Annotated in this window: 12 protein-coding genes and 1 pseudogene; 8 read left to right on the forward strand and 5 right to left on the reverse strand. The window is 50.6% G+C overall.

Translation table 11 applies throughout. From position 1 onward, the window contains the following. Nucleotides 1-87: 87 nt before the first annotated feature. Both HNQ64_RS09400 and HNQ64_RS09405 read right to left on the reverse strand, forming a co-directional pair. Nucleotides 88-2,820, reverse strand: a complete 2,733-nt coding sequence (locus tag HNQ64_RS09400) for a protein kinase domain-containing protein (protein ID WP_184207818.1) — start codon at nt 2,818-2,820, stop codon at nt 88-90. 38 nt (nt 2,821-2,858) lie between these two features. Next, a complete protein-coding gene (locus tag HNQ64_RS09405) occupies nt 2,859-3,314 on the reverse strand; it encodes a type III secretion system chaperone (RefSeq protein WP_184207820.1) in 456 nt (151 codons plus the stop codon). Nucleotides 3,315-3,568: 254 nt separating this feature from the next. On the opposite strand from HNQ64_RS09405, the gene HNQ64_RS09410 reads away from it, so the two are divergent. The 3 genes and pseudogenes from HNQ64_RS09410 to HNQ64_RS09420 all read left to right on the forward strand — a co-directional run. After that, the gene (locus HNQ64_RS09410) at nt 3,569-4,039 is read left to right on the forward strand and encodes a type III secretion system chaperone (protein WP_184207822.1); all 471 of its coding nucleotides are present in this window, start codon (nt 3,569-3,571) and stop codon (nt 4,037-4,039) included. Between the two features lie 45 nt (nt 4,040-4,084). Next, entirely contained in the window at nt 4,085-5,692 is a 1,608-nt protein-coding gene (locus HNQ64_RS09415) for a hypothetical protein (protein ID WP_184207824.1), read from the forward strand. Between the two features lie 443 nt (nt 5,693-6,135). Then, a pseudogene (locus tag HNQ64_RS09420) lies at nt 6,136-6,531 on the forward strand (transposase); the annotation flags it as partial. A 234-nt stretch (nt 6,532-6,765) separates the two neighbouring features. Here the strand turns inward: HNQ64_RS09420 and HNQ64_RS09425 are convergent. From HNQ64_RS09425 to HNQ64_RS09435, 3 genes are all read right to left on the reverse strand, one after another. Beyond that, nucleotides 6,766-8,553 carry a protein kinase domain-containing protein gene (locus tag HNQ64_RS09425; protein ID WP_184207828.1) on the reverse strand — a complete coding sequence of 596 codons (1,788 nt, stop codon included), beginning with the start codon at nt 8,551-8,553 and terminating at the stop codon, nt 6,766-6,768. A gap of 56 nt (nt 8,554-8,609) precedes the next feature. After that, a complete protein-coding gene (locus HNQ64_RS09430) occupies nt 8,610-9,077 on the reverse strand; it encodes a type III secretion system chaperone (protein WP_184207830.1) in 468 nt (155 codons plus the stop codon). A 134-nt stretch (nt 9,078-9,211) separates the two neighbouring features. After that, entirely contained in the window at nt 9,212-9,670 is a 459-nt protein-coding gene (locus HNQ64_RS09435) for a hypothetical protein (RefSeq protein ID WP_184207832.1), read from the reverse strand. Nucleotides 9,671-9,767: 97 nt separating this feature from the next. On the opposite strand from HNQ64_RS09435, the gene HNQ64_RS09440 reads away from it, so the two are divergent. Genes HNQ64_RS09440 through sctE form a run of 5 tightly spaced genes read left to right on the forward strand, consistent with a single transcriptional unit; the run spans nt 9,768 to nt 16,614 of the window. Beyond that, nucleotides 9,768-12,938 (forward strand): DUF1521 domain-containing protein, encoded by a 3,171-nt coding sequence (locus tag HNQ64_RS09440; protein WP_184207834.1) that lies wholly within the window; start codon nt 9,768-9,770, stop codon nt 12,936-12,938. 19 nt (nt 12,939-12,957) lie between these two features. Continuing rightward, nucleotides 12,958-13,281 (forward strand): hypothetical protein, encoded by a 324-nt coding sequence (locus HNQ64_RS09445; RefSeq protein ID WP_184207837.1) that lies wholly within the window; start codon nt 12,958-12,960, stop codon nt 13,279-13,281. A 23-nt stretch (nt 13,282-13,304) separates the two neighbouring features. Then, the gene (locus HNQ64_RS09450; RefSeq protein ID WP_184207839.1) at nt 13,305-14,678 is read left to right on the forward strand and encodes a hypothetical protein; all 1,374 of its coding nucleotides are present in this window, start codon (nt 13,305-13,307) and stop codon (nt 14,676-14,678) included. 29 nt (nt 14,679-14,707) lie between these two features. Then, complete coding sequence (locus HNQ64_RS09455; RefSeq protein WP_184207841.1) at nt 14,708-15,229, forward strand: SycD/LcrH family type III secretion system chaperone; 522 nt, start codon at nt 14,708-14,710, stop codon at nt 15,227-15,229. Nucleotides 15,230-15,234: 5 nt separating this feature from the next. Next, nucleotides 15,235-16,614: a type III secretion system translocon subunit SctE gene (gene sctE / locus HNQ64_RS09460; protein ID WP_184207843.1), complete on the forward strand. Its 1,380-nt coding sequence runs from the start codon at nt 15,235-15,237 to the stop codon at nt 16,612-16,614. The last annotated feature ends 1 nt before the right edge of the window (nt 16,615 follow it).

Here is a 16,615-nt window from a genome sequence, read left to right on the forward strand (position 1 = left end):
CCCAATAAGCCTCCCAACAAAATCGCTAATCCGAAAAAGGGTGAAACGGCAGCCATGAGCGGTAGGCGAGGGCAGTTCAATCGTTGGTTAGTCTCCCAGATTTTTAGAGCACTCCTGAATCGTTTCAGGATCAGCATTCTTATCCGTCAGCGCCTGGATCAGTTTTCGTGCCTCAGTCGTTCCCACACCCCCTTCTTTGAAAACACTGGAGTTAAGCGCGTCACTCAGGCTGATGCGCTCTTTCGGGTCGGGTTTCAGCAGTTGATTGAGCAGCCTATCCAGAGCAGTGAATCCCTCCGTGCCCTCACCCTTGGAACGTAACCGATTTTCGGGGTTGGAACCGAAATCCCGCAGGCGTTGTTCAACTTGAAATAAAAATTGATCCTCCGGTTTTTTGAAAGGGCCCTCTTTCACAAACATCTCATAAGCCGTGATGCCGAGGCTCCAAACATCCGCCTTGTTCGAGACCTCAAAATTGATGGCTCCTGTGATCTTCTCGATGTCCTTATCGTAGCGATCATTGAGTTTTTGCCATTCGATCTCGATCTCTCTCCGTGACACGCCGCGCTCATTAAAATCAATCAACATCTTTTTCCAATCAGCTTCGATCTTCTCATTCCTTTGATTTTTGAGCTTTCTAGAAACACCTGTCCGAATGCCATCTGTATTGACTTGGTTAATGGCAATTTCTGGGGCCAGCCAGCGAGGGTTATCCACAGCGATTTCAGGCACTCGAAAGGATGCATGGTTGTCTGACGTGCCAAAGTCTCCCAGCATGGCCAGTCCCTCTTCATTGATGAAGTAGTTCAGGGGTTTGATATCCAGGTGGGTCATGCCTCTAGACTCATGCATGTGTTGCAGGCCCTTGATCATGTCTTGCAGTAGGGTGAGTCGAACAATGGTGGCGGTTTTCTGCGTGATCTGCCCATTCTGCAAGGCCGTGTCTATCTTCTTGGTCGCTTCAAAGACGTCGCCACGCGGGGCTAAATCCATCGCCACAAGTACATCTCCTTCGGAGTTCCGGATCACGCCTGTCATGTTAACGATGTGTGGGTGTCCCTCTCCCATCGCCTGGTAATGAGAACGAACTTCACGACAAGCTATCTCTCGAGTCTTCACGACGTCAGAGCTAGGATTGTGTGAAGGATGCTTGATGGCGATCTGTTTGCCCGATGTTCCTTCGTATAGGTAAACAATGCCCGAGGAGCCTTTTCCCAGCTCGTTTTTCTTGGTGAAGGTTTCACCTCCGATGATCACGGTATCGTCATCAACCTGACGGTTAGAAAGCTGGGACACGGCCTTCAAAAAGACTTTGTCGAGCAGTTGCTGCGATTCAGAGCTGGCATTTTCATAGCTGAAGCTGAAGCTTTTTGAAAGCGGGTCCGGCACGCCTTCAGACATCAGTTCAGGGCAGTTTTCAGCCAGCATGCTGAGGAGTTCGCTTTTCAGAAGCTTGCCATCACTGGTGGCATAACTCATTTGTTGGGTGGGATCCAGTTCGCGCAGTGCTTTGGCTAATGCATTGCCCAGATCTTCGATCACAGCCTGACTATCTGCACCTTGCAGGATGACATCAGCGAACTTTTGAGACAGACCTGGGTCTATCTCGATATCTGGCATTCCATGATCGGTTAAAAGCGGCAATTTCTCCGGCATCTCCACATCGGTTCCTGCCCATGAGTCCAGGTGTGAAGCCTTCACAAATTCACCACGAGCCACCTCGAGACCATCAGACTCACGCATCAGCTTCGTGACAGGATTGAGCTTTGAGGGATCAAAGGTTTCGACCAGAGCGTTCGTTAAGGTGTGCACAAGTGGAGCATAGAAATCGAGGGTTTCATGCCGTTCCTTCATCTTCGTATGTTCACCGTTGGCCTGCTCCCGCATTTCTGCCAAGTGATCGACTTGGCGCGTATGCACATGCTTTAGTTTTTGCAGATGCCCCTCTTTGTCACGGCGCAGAATAAACTCCGTCCCAGGCTGATCTCCGTTGTTTTTTTGCAGCGAGGCAAAAACCTTCGACAGCTCTTTCTCCAAGGGTACATGCGTCTTCAGGCGGCTCATTTCATTCTGCACCAACTCCAGGAGCTGCATGTCCTTACTATTGGACACACCCCCTTCACGGGCCGTTAGGAGGTGATCCTCCACCTTCACCAGCAGATCCAGTTTTTTCTGCATGCGGTCGCTCACATTGTGTTCTTTGCCTTGCTGCACCAGCCCTTCAAACTCATGCATGAGTTGATACGCTTTGGCTCGATGCGTTTGCGGTTGGCAGGCGATTTCATGCCGCACCAGTTGCAACATGTCTTGCACGGGGCCTTTAGCCGCCTGGTTCAGGTCCTTTCCTTTGAGAACATTCTTTCCCACATGTTTCTCCTGCATGGCTTGCAGGGTCGTCTCCAGGCATTTTAAACTCCCCAGTCGCACCGAGGCCGAAGCTCCTTCGCTAACCAACTTTTCGTGGTGTTCCGCCAGACGTAAAACGCTTTTGTGCAAGCTGCCGAAGTCTTTGTCTGGGTTCTTACTGCGATGCGTCATCTTAAAGGCAGTCCGCATCATCTTATCCTTGATGTTGCCATATCGGGAGGCTTTCCCCAGCGCCACTTTCAGACCCTCTTTACTGAGCACATTGTTAGCGGTGATGTTCCTCTCCTGCAGTGTTTTTGCATTTGGAGTACTTGTCATGATGGACGTTTGAGCCAGCCTCGATTGCTTGTTCGAGATGGAGGGGTCCGTCTCACCTTGCGGCGCTTGGCGCTGGATATTGACGGGATTGAGCACCCCGCTTGACTGGCTTAGCTGGATTCCAAAGGTTTTCATAAAACCAAAGTTTAGAGAGGGTGGAAGCTTTAAAAAAATTAGGCGCGGATGAAGTGTTCTGGCATGGAGACTCCTGCGTCGCTCTCGTCGGCCTCCACCACAGGTGCGTTGAGTTTTGCCTGCCAATGCTCAGCCCAGTTGATGAATTCTGTCAGGGATCGAGTGCAGCTTTCCGAATCGGCATTCTCACCGCCCAACTTACGCCAGATCAGCACCGCACTCTCTGCACGGTCGAATCCAAAGGATATCCCTTCTCCCAATTCCCGACTAAAAAGCTGCGCCTCCAGCAATGTTTCGAAGAGGGGCGTCGGGTCTGCTTCAGCGATGGAGGCCACGACGCTGTAAAGGTACAGATCTTGCGTGAGGGGCTGTTCTTCTATGCTGATCTTCAATGAGGAATCCACCACAAGTTCACAAATTCCGCGCGCATCTTTGGCGCTATCTTGAAGTCGGAATTCAGGGGGGAGTAAGTCTAGAAGGGCATTGAGATTCATGAGATGATTGGAGAGTCACAGGTCAAAAAGAACCCGCTATTGACTACATCACCCGTTGGTCATTCCTGAATTACGGTGAATTTTAAAACGTGGCCTGAGGGCTGAAAAAAAATCAGGCATCTGTAATCCCCGCCGTCACTTCGGCGGATGCACATGAGGGAAGCCGTGTTCCCAAAGATACGGCGTCTCTGCCTTTGGCGGATGTTCGATGCCAAGGGCACGTCCTCAGTCACCTCCAGCAATACCGCTCACCCATGCCAGTACCAGAACATCTCAACCACTTACTAACACAGATCGGTCCACAGATGGATCTTGATGAAGTCATCGCCCATCACGAGGATCACTTATGGCTACTCCAAGGAGGGGATGATGTGCTTATTGAAATCATCTGGGTGGAAGAGCGCGAGACACTCGTTTTCAGCGCAATCATCGGTTCCGTGCCGGAGGAAAATCTGGCGATCCTCATGCCACTGCTGCTGAATTACAATTATGCTTGGGAAGCAACAGGCGGTGCCCGCATGGCCCTAGACCCAAACGACAGGGAGGTGGTGCTCCTTCTCGACAGTCCCGCAGCTTCCATGGACCTACCAATGATGCAGGCCATCCTGGGTAACCTTTTAGAGATCGTTCCACAGTGGAGAAATACCTTCCAGGCCCCCAGTGAATCTCTTGCTAACGTGTCTTTAGACCCCCTGGAGATCCCCCTGGGCAGTATCCGCGTCTGATTTTTACTCCTCTTTCCAAATCTACTTTTAACACAGCCCACAGTCATGCCTACCACACTCAATACCGCTAACAAGCCCACGTTCACCCAGCTCGTGGATACCTTTAAAGATTCGAAGAACTTCGTCAAAGGTGACAAGGTCTCGCTAAGATTGTCCGGCGAAAATTTACATACGAAGAGTAGCAGACTGAGTCGCTGGGGACCAACCGCAAAAAACGAGCGTTTGCAGAAACGTGCCAAAGCGGTGCTACTAGTCACTGAATCTCTGAATGAACATCTTCAAAAAGCAGGGTTAGGCAGAGATGCAGGAGCCAAGCTCATGTTGAAGTTGCAGAGTAGGGGGGAAATCAGTTCTGACCGGATCACGGTCAAAGACCTCAAAAGGCTGAATACCGAAGTTAAAACCAAGATTCAAGAGCACATCACCCACTCCATCCAGGAGTTTGCGGAAGCGGGCATCGATGGTTTTATGGATGAAAACGTCTCCTGGAAAGTCTCTGACGGCGGCGCGGGGGGGGTGATTATCGCAGAGAAAAATACCGGCGAGAAGTCAATCCTCAAAATAGACAATGAAGCTTATAAGATAGCCGACAGTGCCTATTCGATCCTCAATACCTTTCGCACTGCGGTAGGTGAGAACCTACCTTTTGATGTTCCTAACATGGTGCTTTTAGATGTTCCAGACAATTCGAATCTCTATGGGGAATGTGTCTCCAAGATCGAACAGGAAGTCAAGTCGCTCCAAACAGATCTGGACAAAGCCATCAAAGGGGAAAATTTGGGCCTAGCTAAGAAAATTGAGCAAAAATTAGTTAAGCTGCAAGGTAGTTCTCACAGAGACGGTATGAAGCAAAACCTGGTTAAGCACCAGAAAGTCATGAAGTTTGAAATGGTGGAAAATGCTCAGCAGGGAAATCTTTTGTCACCTGAAAAGAAGCTAGAGCTACTACGGTCAAACTCTTTTGGGCAATCCGTAGGTCAATCGATGGTCCTATTGCAGTTTATGGGATTCAATGATCACCTGAATATGGGTAACAACATGGCTAACGGCAGTAATTTTAGTAACATCATGATCAATGAAGAAGGTAGGCTAAACCTAATTGATCCTTCGATGGGGCAAGTGCAGAGAAAAGACAAATCTATTGGTTATGGAATAGACACTGATAGTCTGAAGGATAAATTTTCGGGTGCCACGAACTTCTTAAAAATACTGACTGCAACATCGCCGGAAGCTTTCGAGGAATGGATGGCTGGAAGTTTGAAGATGGATTCTAAGCTTGGATTCTCTACTGGAGACGATAATCCTATTTCAAATGTGCTATTCGCTAGCTTTAGCCCTCCGTTCGAGGGGGGGACACTTTTTTACCGAGATACGGCTTCTAACCGAGACGAAACAGAGCAGTGGAAAAGTATTCCCGAGTCCAGTAAAAGACTTTTTGCCATCAATGTCATCAAGGGTATGGCCGAAGGATTGCAGATGTTGAGTCGAAATTCAGAAAGCCTGGGTGAAAAGCTGTCTGATAACGGCTTAACTAGCCATGACCCCAAAGACACCCTGAACCATATCAATCAAGGGTTGGAGGGACTCGACTTTAACAAATTGGATGAGAAACTGAACCGACTCACAGAAATCTATCAAAACCAAGGCAATTGAGGAAGATAGAGTTGCCCGATGCTGCTTGGTAGGAATGGCTTTATAACATCCTCTAACCAATCACGAACCTCAGATTCAGGGCCGCATGCTAAACATGCGGTCTTGTTATGATGCGATAAATGCTGGGGATGATAAGTCGTGCCAAGCTAATATAAACCATCGGTGCTGGCAAAATCTGAACGTCGAAAAGATTTCTGGAGCTTGGCTGAAGAACTGGACGTTATTCGTTTTCTGGTTCCACCTCGGCTCATTGAAAGACGCTGGAGCATGGCTCATCCCTTGAGCTTCCCCATTTTCCTTTGACCTCTCAGACTTTGTTAAAATAGCTGCGGGTATGATACCATGCTGTTTTGGTTCTTACCAAGCGTGGAGAGTATCCTAAAGCGTGTCATGAACTTTGATAAGGCGCTGTACGAGGGTGGAAAGAGTGGTCATAAGCTGGGATGGCTGCCCCGACCGTGAACCCCAAGCCTCCGTATCTCGCCGATGTCAGTGATGAAGAGTGGTATTTTTGCCTCCCTTACTTTGAACTCATGACGGAAGAGGCTCTGCAAAGGGAGCGCTTCTTGCGCGATGTGTTCAATGCCGTTCGCTACATCGCCCGGGCTGGCTGCCCTTGGGGGATGCTGCCTCATGACTGGGCTATTGTTTACCAGCCATGGCAACGCTGGATCAAGGCTGGGTGCATGGAGGCCATGGCGGAATGTATTCTGAAAAGAACGCCCAGCCAAGCGCTGTGATCTTGGAGGGTCGCACGATGCAGTCCACGCCTGAGAGCGGAGTACGTGCAGGATACGATGGTTACAAACACAAGAAAAGGCTCCAAAGTGCATACTGCGGCGACTGGGTCGCCTTTGCTATGCTGATGCTTAACACTCTTTTCTCAAGAATTCATAGCACGCTCTAAATAAAATAGACTGTGATAAAGACGTTCAAACACAGCCTGATTTTATGAATCAACTTTATGCAAACTCACTCAAGTGGAATTTAAATGGACGAACTGTTTTATCTGTGTCTTGAGGCGGGCCTTGATTAAAAACTTCTTATGAAGCAAAGACATTCGTCAAAGGTCATTATAATCTCAACTTACCACGTGCGAGATCAATCATTTCGTTGTCATTTTTTGAGAAGCCTTTAATGATGTTTCGCACCTCCTCGCTGCCGATAGAGGAGTGTTTTAGAAGCGGATTCTCCAGGATCTCTTTGGCTGTTGGGCGATCCTCAGGCTTCGCTGTTAGGATAAAGTTTAAGAATGTATCGAGGGCAATATCATTTGTGGATGGGGCTAAGCCACCTTGGTTGAGAAATCCTTTACTGTCTCCCACAATGGCTAGTTTGCCATCTGTCTCCGAGAAATTTCCAAGACGGTGGTTAGCCGTTTTAGGCACTGTGTCTTGTCCGATTGCGTTGCCAGTAAGTATTTGATACGCGGAGGCACCTAGCCCCCAAATATCCATCTTAAAAGTGTTTTGAAATTTATTCTTTGAGAATTCTGGAAGTGAGCTTATCTCTCCGCTCAGTTGGGTGAGATGTGCCTCATGTTTTTTAATATGAGCTAGATTTACAATCTTTTCTCTATCTTCCCGATCCATTTCGGGGAACAGGATAGCGATGTCTTCTTTCAATTGAGCAAGATGTATCATTTTACGCTTGTTTAGGGGAGATTTAGCATTTGTAATAGCTTCAGACTCCTTTTTATCAATGATCGAGAGTTCGGGGGCTTTATAAGCCGTTCCCTCAATATTGACCATTTGATCTCGGATGTTCTCAGTTCCTTCAAAGGAAGTTCCAAAGTCTGACAAAAGACCTATTCCATTTTCATTCAACAGCATGTTTGCAGGCTTAAAGTCTAAGTGGGTCATGCCAGTTTCCTCATGAAGAGAGTTTAAGCTCTTAGCCATATCTTTAATGAGGGTCAGTAACACCACTTTCGCCTGACTTTTTGTCAACTGGCCGGGCCCTGGTTTTTGATTATCTGGAACCGTTTTCTCGTGGATTTTGAGAGCCATTTTTTCGATGTCTCCATGTGGAGCAAATTCAGTCAGAATCCCAATGGATCCATCGGGAAAACAGCATGATCCGACGTAATCAATTGCTGATTTTTGAATCTTTGCAGAGACGTTTATATGATTCTGGATCTCAGTAAGCGCGCCTAGTCTATTCTGGTCTGTGTTCCTCTCGACCGCTTCTGTTATTGAAATTTTCAGAGCTACTATTTTTGATGGATTATCATCGGACTTATACTGAAATACATGTCCATAACCGCCCGTTGCGAGATGTTTGACAGGCTCATATTTTACACCATTCAGTTTAAATGGACTGGCTTTGAAATCCCTAAATTGTATGCTTTCACCCTTCTCCCACTCAACGGTCTTGATTTTTAGTTCTTTAACTTTATTTTCTGCTTGAGGTTTAAATTCATCTCGAATTTGACTCTGCATGAATGTTTTATCATAGACATTGAGAGCTGCTTTCAGGAATAAATTCAAGTTTTCGACCCGATGCGCTTTTTTGCCATTTTGATCATGGCCAGATAGAATGCTGCTTTCACTGAAATTATTGAGTGCATCTTCTAAATGGTGATTTTTAGAACCTTGCGTTGCAAGTTCGGAGATCAGGTTGCGTATTGTTTCATTCGCTACTTGCCGCCGACTCGCACTGACTTGGAAGATGTTCTCAAAGAACTTTTTCACCTTCCCCATGGAGCTTGTGTCAGCGGTCTTCACATACAAAGTGATTTCTTGATTTGGACCTTTTTTGCCATAGACCTTCAAGCCGTCTGATTGCTGTTTCAGCATATCGGAGATTTTCTGTAAATTATCTCGTGCTGTTGCTTGATTGCTCAAGGTGACGCTATTCATATTATCTTTAGGTGAGTGAGTTGAGTTATAGGGAGGAAGTTCTGATGAGGGTGATATCAGACCCGGATAAAGGCCTGATTCATGGCAGAAGGCATGGCTGTGTTTTCTTGATTTGTTTTCATGGCAGATGCGAAGATGCCACGCCAGATCAAGACTCGTTCCACGAGATTGCCCGCTACCGTTGCGATAGATGGCGTCGTTAATTCATCGCCCGCGAGGTCCACCATCATCATGGCAGCACCTTCTCGGCCTGCCATGGCGAGGTGGAGCCCTCCGCTTTCACGCCATAGAAAAGACACATTGAGCATCGCTGACAAAAGTTGGGTTTTTTGTTCCTCTGGCACCACGCCGATCTCTGTCTGAAGAAGCAGGCGGCCTCGGGAGGCGTCGTATTCCAGTTCCACCATCACGGGTTCGTACTCGATGGCCCATGCATTGTCTGCAATTCGGGAGACGGAAAGAATTTCGCTGTCGAGCGGGCCCGCTTCGGCCACGAGGGTATTGATTTCTTCGATTGGTAGCATGAGACGTATCTGGGTGAATGATTCGTATCCTGTGAATAGGACCTGAATTTACATCACCCAAAGTCTCGATCTGGATTACAGCCGAGCGGCAAAATTATCCTAACCTTAACCTCCGCACTGTTGGTTAGGGGCTGTTATTTTTTCCTTTTGAGCCCTTCAAAAGCTTTTTCCAATGAGCCGCGCACCCACTCCACGCCTGTTTCATCGGTGAAGTATTCCCCTCCTAAATGGATCTGATAAAAGGGGCGCATGCGTTGAGTCTCGAGACTGTCGCTAGGTCTTCCCTCAATGGCATGAATGCGCCCTGTCACATGGGTGATGCCAGCATCACTCCTGCGGACTTGAGAAAGAAAACGGATCATGTCCATGAATGGACTGTCGAGGCCTGAGCGCCTCTGCTCACGCTCAAACATGATGATGACTAAGGTGGCTGGATCTTTCGGGCGAACGACGTAGGCGATAGCGCAGTGCTTCATTTTCACTTCCCATCCCATGGGGGGGTAGCCTAGCAGCCCACCTGGCTGATACACGCTGGGGGGAGTGCCCTGTGTGATGAGCCATTCAGTGAAGCGGTCTTTGAATAAACGAGCCATAACCAAGGCCGCCATTTTTGATTTCGCTGCTAGGTTTAGCAACTTTCTTGTAATCCGCCGTTTTTTTTCGCGGATGCACTGGTGACCCCTCATTTTCATGGAGATCATCAAAGTCGATCAACTCAGCTTCGCCGCACGTGCGGGTGCGCTGGATGGTTCATTGGCCTACGCCAATGTGTACCTCCAACACCAGACCCTGATCTCCCAGACGGCCCTGAGTGGTCTTGCGGGACTGCAACAGACATTGTCTGAGACCGGCATGTATGGTTTGGCCATCCGCAGCCTCCAGGAAATGACTTCAAGGATTCCTGAAGCCAACGAGCTTGCAGAGAAAGATCCCTTCGTTTCAGCCGCGAATGGTCTGCGGGATCAGCACTACAATGCCATGGTCAATGGCGTCCGTGCCCAGGGTTGGCCTTTCTACAGCCAGGCTCAGTCACTGGACAATCGTGCTCAGGGCCTGATCAACAGCACCAGTGGCGGCACGCCAGAGCGGAACTTGGCCAACGACCTGAAATGGGCAGCGGCTGAGCTGTACACTTTGGGGACAGGTTATCTGGTCAATCAAGGAGACCCCATTAACTCACGGCACCATGCCGTCGTTGCCAGGGATGCTGCATCGGTTGTGCAGGGGAAGGCTCTGGCCTTACTCAGCACTCTATCTAACACCAATCCTTTCCCCTCAGATCGCTATTACCAGACGCTGAATATTTACTATGCGACTGGGGATATCATCAATCACGCGAACAGCGTGATTAGCTTTGCTGATAATGCGCCCATTGCCAAAATTCGTCATCAGACGCCCACGATGCATGATTTGGGCGATGGATACTCCATTTCGACCTGGGGTAATACTGGCTTCTGGACGCTCACAGATTCCAGTGGTGCAGGAATTTTGGTCCAGCCTGATGGAAGCGTCAATAACCTCAATGGTGGCAGTGGCTGGAAGTTTGAAAACACGTCCACCTTCGTCTTGCCAAATCTGACGAAGATCACCGTCACTCCAGGGAGCACGACTAACCTGCTCATCACTCGTGGAGCACATGCCTTCACGATCAACAACCTCAGCAACAATGCCTGGCCGAATGTCAGTTCCTACACCGATCTGAACGGCCGTGAGGTGGATCGCGCTAGCAATGATGGGCATGTACTTCAGATGGGGGGTTCTGCCTACAACTGGAGTAACAATGGCAACAACCTGGGAGACGCGGGTGGTCGTGAAATCATCGGCACCGTCGCCATCACCAATAAGCTCCGGCTTGATCCCACCGACGTCTCCATTTCTCCAGAGATGCAAGGTTTTCTCCGCGATCTCGGGTTGACTGATTATGACTATGATGGCGACGGCAAGCTCAACAACCTTGAGCTGCTGGAGGTGGCGAACCTCACCACCAGTTACATCAAACAAATGCAGGATGCTTATGAGCAGACGCTGGCTAGAATCGCCGCTGCCAACCAAGCCCTGAGTGATCTCAATGACATCATTGACCTGCTCCGCAAGGAAACTGAGCGGCAGTCTGAATCCCGCGGTCTCGATGATGCGACGGCCAAATCGGAACTGTTAGCGATCGAGCGACGGCTGGCTGCGGCCTTGCAACTACTTCAAGGGGATGGCTCCCAAATTCCACTTCAAGGAGACATCTCCACGAATGCGAATCAACTCCTGAGCAAGATCACAGATCTCACGCAAGGTGGAGGCCTCAATCCCCTGCGGCCTACCGAGTCAAACACCCCGAATCCTTCCTCGCCAGACCCCGAAAGCCCGACTCCGAATACATTCACGAGCACTTCGGATGTCTTTCCTACGGGGCCAGGTACAGACCCGCTGGGAGACAGTCTGCGCCGTGCCGGGCGCCTGCTCACCGGTATTTTGGGCGGCGGAAATTTGAAGATTCTCGATCTCCCTCCCACGCAGGAAGGTCTGGCTGGGACGGGGCTGCCTAACAATACGGATGTCGCACCCGGGAGCAGCGGGGAGATCCCTGTGGGCACGCCGTCCTCCCCAGTGCTGGGGCAGCCCCCTGATGGCCCGGTGAATACGCCTTTAATAGAGACGGGATTGCCCGGCGCCCCCCTGGTAGTGGACTCATCTTCGACAGTTTCTGAGGGGCAATCTGTGCAGGGCAATCCTTTGTTAGGCTTGCTCAATCAAATTGCCTCCCTCTCGCCTTCATCAGGCACGGTGCCTCAGATCAATCCGCAAGAGTTGACCTCCGGCCTTGCTGCGTTGCTGTCCGTTCTAGATCGGTTGAATGTGCTGTCGTCACCCCAGCAAGGTGGTTCTCAGATCATTCCTCAAACGTCATCGCAGGTCCTCGCTTCACTGCTTGAAAGCAATCCTCAAGTATCCCCTCCAGGCAGCCAAATTTCTAGCGGGGGCACTTCCACTGCGTCAGTCACCACGACGCCTTTTCAGAGCTTCCTTCAAAACCTAGCTGCTCTGGGGCAGTCCTTGCAGAGCACCGTCCCTACCGAAACACCAACGACGCCAGGAGAAACGTCGCCGCCGCCGCTGCAGTCAGTAGCGCTACAGACGCTGTTCGGGCTTTTCACTGGGGTATCCACAGCTTCTCTGCCACAGCTCTCATCTGTTGCGCAGCAGCTCGCCGCAGTTTTGACCGGCCAGGTCGCCACAGGGCCGACAGGGCAGCCACAGACCACGGGTGTCTTGCCGGAGTCATCGAGAACGGCTGAGCAATTGAAACGAGTCCTGCAGGGGCTTGCAGATCTTGGCTCAGCAGGTGCTTCTCAGAGCAACAATACTACGGGAGGGGAGGTCCTCACCGCCGCAGAGTTACGTCTGGGGCTGCAGAGTTTGCTACTCAGCCTGAGAGCTTTCGGGTTAATCCCACAGACGCTGAGCCCATCGAACACAAAGGATTCGTCACCCCTAGGAGAGTCCAACTTCACGCAAGCCGTGCGTACCATCGCGGGTAATTTCCAAACCGATCCTGAACTGCTAAAAATTCTTCAAGAGAATCTCAACAAAGCGCTTCAGACCCAGCAAAGGCAGATCCAGCAAGCAGGTGTGCTTTTTACTCAGTCACAAGAGATTGTTCAACAGTTTGTTAGCCTGATCAAAGAGGATTCACTGCTCATGGATTTGGTCCAGAGTGATGATCTTTCAGACGAGCAACAGGCTCTTTTTGACGGGCGGATGAATGAACTCCGCAAAGACTTGGGCCTTGAATGGGGCACGGAGGATACCACCCCGAGCGGTCAAAGTAACCTCGTCTCCCGCGCCGTGCAGTCTGGCATGATGGTGTGATCCCCTGACTCTCTCGACCATGAATGATAGCCCTCCTGCCATGACCGACGTTCAGCGTGTCCAAGCACACATCGAATGCCTGGATGCCCTGCTGGCCCAGGGGCGTGAAGCGGTGGAAAAACTGGATGCTTTTTACCGGGAAAACCATCTGGAACCTGACATCGGCAAAACCATCCTGATCAGCGATCCCCGCGTGCCTGAAAGGCACCAAATCATTTTCACCAAGCTCCTCAGCGAATGGGAGCACCTGGAAGAACGGATCAACGAAAAAGCGCTTGATCTGCACCAGGCCGCTAGGCCCTCAGCGACAGTACGCGCCGTGGGCAATCGCTTTCGCATCTAAAAGCCACCTCAGCATTCCTACTTATGGCGACCATCAATTTTAAAACTCAGGAACTGGCGAACCTTTACGCCTATGGCACCAATGCCGCCAATGCCGGGCATTTAGACTACTTCCGGAACAATACCAATGAGGCACTCAAGAGTGACATCTCAGCACTGGATCAGCGCATCGCCAATTTCCAAAACGTCATCACAGACGCGGCTAAAGCCGGATCAGAAGACTTCCCCTACGATAAGGAATTCCTGAAGCGTGAGTTCATGGAGGAGGTCTTCGCGATCATGCTGAAGAGGCCCGAGTATCGAAGACCTGATGGGCTTTCCATACCCAACGGACCTTTCACATCCTTTACGACCTCAGTCGCATATTCCGCCGGCGGCCAGGATCTTCTCCAGAATAGGGGCACGATCATGTGGAATGGAGCCGCGTGGAGTGGGAACTTCAGCGACATGACGGCTGATCAACATAAAGCTGTCTTAGCCAGTGGGCTTGGGGATGGAGGCATCCCTGTTTATGATGCCTACTCAGCCTGGATTGATGCCGTCTTTGCTGAGGGGAATAAAATGAAGCTCAATCCGCAGGAGAAGGTAACGGTCGTCACCTCCATCACTCCACGCACTCTGCCCACGGCCAATAGCCCCCACATCGTTTATGATCGTGTGGCGACGGTGAATAGTGGCATCAAGGATGCGCAGGGAAATCCTGTTTTTGAATACTACCTCATCGCTGAAAATGCCCCCGTTTCAGGACTCAATAAAGTCTCCGTCGCAGGGACGCTGAGTGGGCAGCCTGTAGATTCCAAGATCGAGCTGACCACCAACCCTGCTGTGGAGACATCCATTTACATCCAGGTGACCAAGGAGCTTCAGCCACTGCAAAATAATGCCTTCGGCTTCGTCAATCAGGTCAACAATCTTTCGCCAGCGATGTACCTCTATTACTTCATGGAGGCCCGCATCCGCGTGCTGCGTGGTCAGCTCAATATGAAAGAGGCGGTCACTTCGGAGATCCGCGATGACTTAGCGAAAGCCAATTCGGCTTACGCCGATCTGGAGGCCCAAGCCGGTAAAACTCGAGCTCAGTCCGAGAACGGTAAAACAACCAACCCTGACTTGAGTTATGAAACTCAAAACATGGACTTCTTCGAAGCCACCAATGCCAAGAAGGGCCTCACCATCTTTGAGAATAACGGCAATGATGACCAGGCCAACTACACGGAGTGGGGTAGCTCTCGCAGCTCTTTGAAGTCCTACATCGACCGCAAATCCACTCAGTCGCAAGATGCGATGTTGGACTACCAGACAACACTGAATCGCTTCAACCAAGCTTATGAAGTGATGAGCAAGATCCAAGAGAAGATGGATGGCCTCGTGAAGAGCCAGCTCCGCAATGTTAGTTAATCCTACTTCAACCAAACTCCTCCTATTTCATGTCCGACCTCCAAAAAGCAGCCAAATCCGCCGTGGGTGGCCTCCCGTTCGATTCGCCCGAAGACTGGAAAAACTTCTTTGAAAAATTTGGGGCCAATGGCCGCACCTACCAAGACTTCACCAACCTCACGCCACAGAGCATGGAGGTCATCTACATGGTGGGGTATAACCAATACAACGCCGGGAAATATGATGAGGCGGAGCGCATCTTTCAGCTTCTCTCCATCTTGAATCATTTTGATCGGCGTTTTTGGACGGGACTGGGTGCCTGCCGCGAGCAACAAAAGAAATACGAGGAAGCCATTAAAGCCTACGGATTCCTCACCATGCTTGACATGGAAGATCCTCAGCCGCCGCTGCTCATGGCGAAGTGTTACATCGCCCAGGGTAAAGTCTCAGATGCTGAGGGGGCGCTGCATGCGTGCACCTACATCGCCCGGAAAAAACCAGCCCATGCGGCCATCTTGGAACAAGCGGAAAATTTACTCGAACTCCTGGAAAAAAGCGACGCGGCCGACTGAATGTTATGAACATCAACACCACGCCATCTCCCATCCCTGGCTTTGACCCGGCTTCTTTACATTCGACGCTCAAAGAAGTCACCAAAACCGCAGGTGAATCGCTGACGAAGGCGCTGACGCTGCTTTCAAATGTTGATGCCACAGGAGTCTTGCCCTCAAAGGATGGCATCCTCCAATTGGCACCGCCAAAGATGAACCTGAGCGCCATGGATCTCACTCTGCGTATCGGCTTGCTCCAGGATGCTTTAAATCAACTGATGACGGCTGTCTCGAAGAATGAAATCGAGGGCCGGCTCAACGAACTGAATCGCGAAAACCGTGAGCAGTTGGATAAGATGAATGAGCAGATGAAGGAGATCGAAAAAGAGGCCTCCAAACGCCGCGAAGCTGACAAGAAGGTCAATATTTTCCAGGCCATCGCCAATTTCTTCAAGGCGATCTTCGATGTCATTTCTGCCGTCTTTACGGCCATCGCGGCCATTGGTTATGCGCTTACCGGAAACGTGGTCGCGGCAGCCGGTTTGTTTGCAGCCACGGCGGCGTTGATGGCCTCAGGTGTTATCAATATGGTGATGGCTGTGGACTCTGTCATCAAAGCCGCGGGTGGGGGGGGGTTTCTCAGTGACAAAGCCATCGCAGGCATGACCAAGGCGACTGAAATCCTGGGCTATGTCGCGATGGGGGCGGCCATGGTGGGCGGCCTAGGGGCTGTGGTGGACGGCATCCGCACAGGGGCGAATATGGCTGCGGGTAAGCTGGCAGAACATGGCATCAAAATGAGCACGAAGGAGATCATGAGAGAGGTGGTCAAAGCGGGGGGGGATCTCTTTCAGGACATTGCTAGCAAGGGGCTCGATAACGTTGCGAAAGAGCTGGCTAAAGAGGGATTGGAGCAAGCGGGAAAAAAATCACTTTCCACCATGGCCTGGGAACTGGCGGAAGAGACGGCCAAGAAAGCGGCTGATAAAGGCGCCAGTCACGTGCTGAAAGACCTGGCCAAAGAAACTGCCATGGCCGCTGCACGGGCGACGATCAAGGAAACACTCTTCGCGAGTCTAGAGCCCGTTCTCAGGCTGGCAGCTCGCCAAGCCATCACCAGTGCTGTGATTCAAGGCTCCATGCAGATCACACAGGGAGTCGGCGGTGTCCTCGTGGCTGACATCCGCGAAGATGCGGCTGAAGCTCGGCGCAAGGCGGATGAAGCTGAAGCTCTGGCCAAAGCGATTCAGGCCATGATCGAGTTGCTGCGTAAGACCATCGAGCAACTCCAAGAGGACCTGCAAGTGATGATGGAGACCTCCATGGAAACCATCTCTGCCATCTTCAATGCTGCCGATGAAACGGCCAATTCCATGAAAGATTTGATGCACTTTCAGGCAGCCTAAG

The sequence above is a fragment of the Prosthecobacter dejongeii genome (genome assembly GCF_014203045.1).
Taxonomy (GTDB): Bacteria; Verrucomicrobiota; Verrucomicrobiia; order Verrucomicrobiales; family Verrucomicrobiaceae; genus Prosthecobacter; species Prosthecobacter dejongeii.

Coding starts and splice junctions, on each gene's coding strand:
- HNQ64_RS09400 (WP_184207818.1), bottom strand. CDS start 2,820: ATGAAAACCTTTGGAATCCAGCTAAGCCAGTCAAGCGGGGTGCTCAAT.
- HNQ64_RS09405 (WP_184207820.1), bottom strand. CDS start 3,314: ATGAATCTCAATGCCCTTCTAGACTTACTCCCCCCTGAATTCCGACTT.
- HNQ64_RS09410 (WP_184207822.1), top strand. CDS start 3,569: ATGCCAGTACCAGAACATCTCAACCACTTACTAACACAGATCGGTCCA.
- HNQ64_RS09415 (WP_184207824.1), top strand. CDS start 4,085: ATGCCTACCACACTCAATACCGCTAACAAGCCCACGTTCACCCAGCTC.
- HNQ64_RS09425 (WP_184207828.1), bottom strand. CDS start 8,553: ATGAATAGCGTCACCTTGAGCAATCAAGCAACAGCACGAGATAATTTA.
- HNQ64_RS09430 (WP_184207830.1), bottom strand. CDS start 9,077: ATGCTACCAATCGAAGAAATCAATACCCTCGTGGCCGAAGCGGGCCCG.
- HNQ64_RS09435 (WP_184207832.1), bottom strand. CDS start 9,670: ATGGCTCGTTTATTCAAAGACCGCTTCACTGAATGGCTCATCACACAG.
- HNQ64_RS09440 (WP_184207834.1), top strand. CDS start 9,768: ATGGAGATCATCAAAGTCGATCAACTCAGCTTCGCCGCACGTGCGGGT.
- HNQ64_RS09445 (WP_184207837.1), top strand. CDS start 12,958: ATGAATGATAGCCCTCCTGCCATGACCGACGTTCAGCGTGTCCAAGCA.
- HNQ64_RS09450 (WP_184207839.1), top strand. CDS start 13,305: ATGGCGACCATCAATTTTAAAACTCAGGAACTGGCGAACCTTTACGCC.
- HNQ64_RS09455 (WP_184207841.1), top strand. CDS start 14,708: ATGTCCGACCTCCAAAAAGCAGCCAAATCCGCCGTGGGTGGCCTCCCG.
- sctE (WP_184207843.1), top strand. CDS start 15,235: ATGAACATCAACACCACGCCATCTCCCATCCCTGGCTTTGACCCGGCT.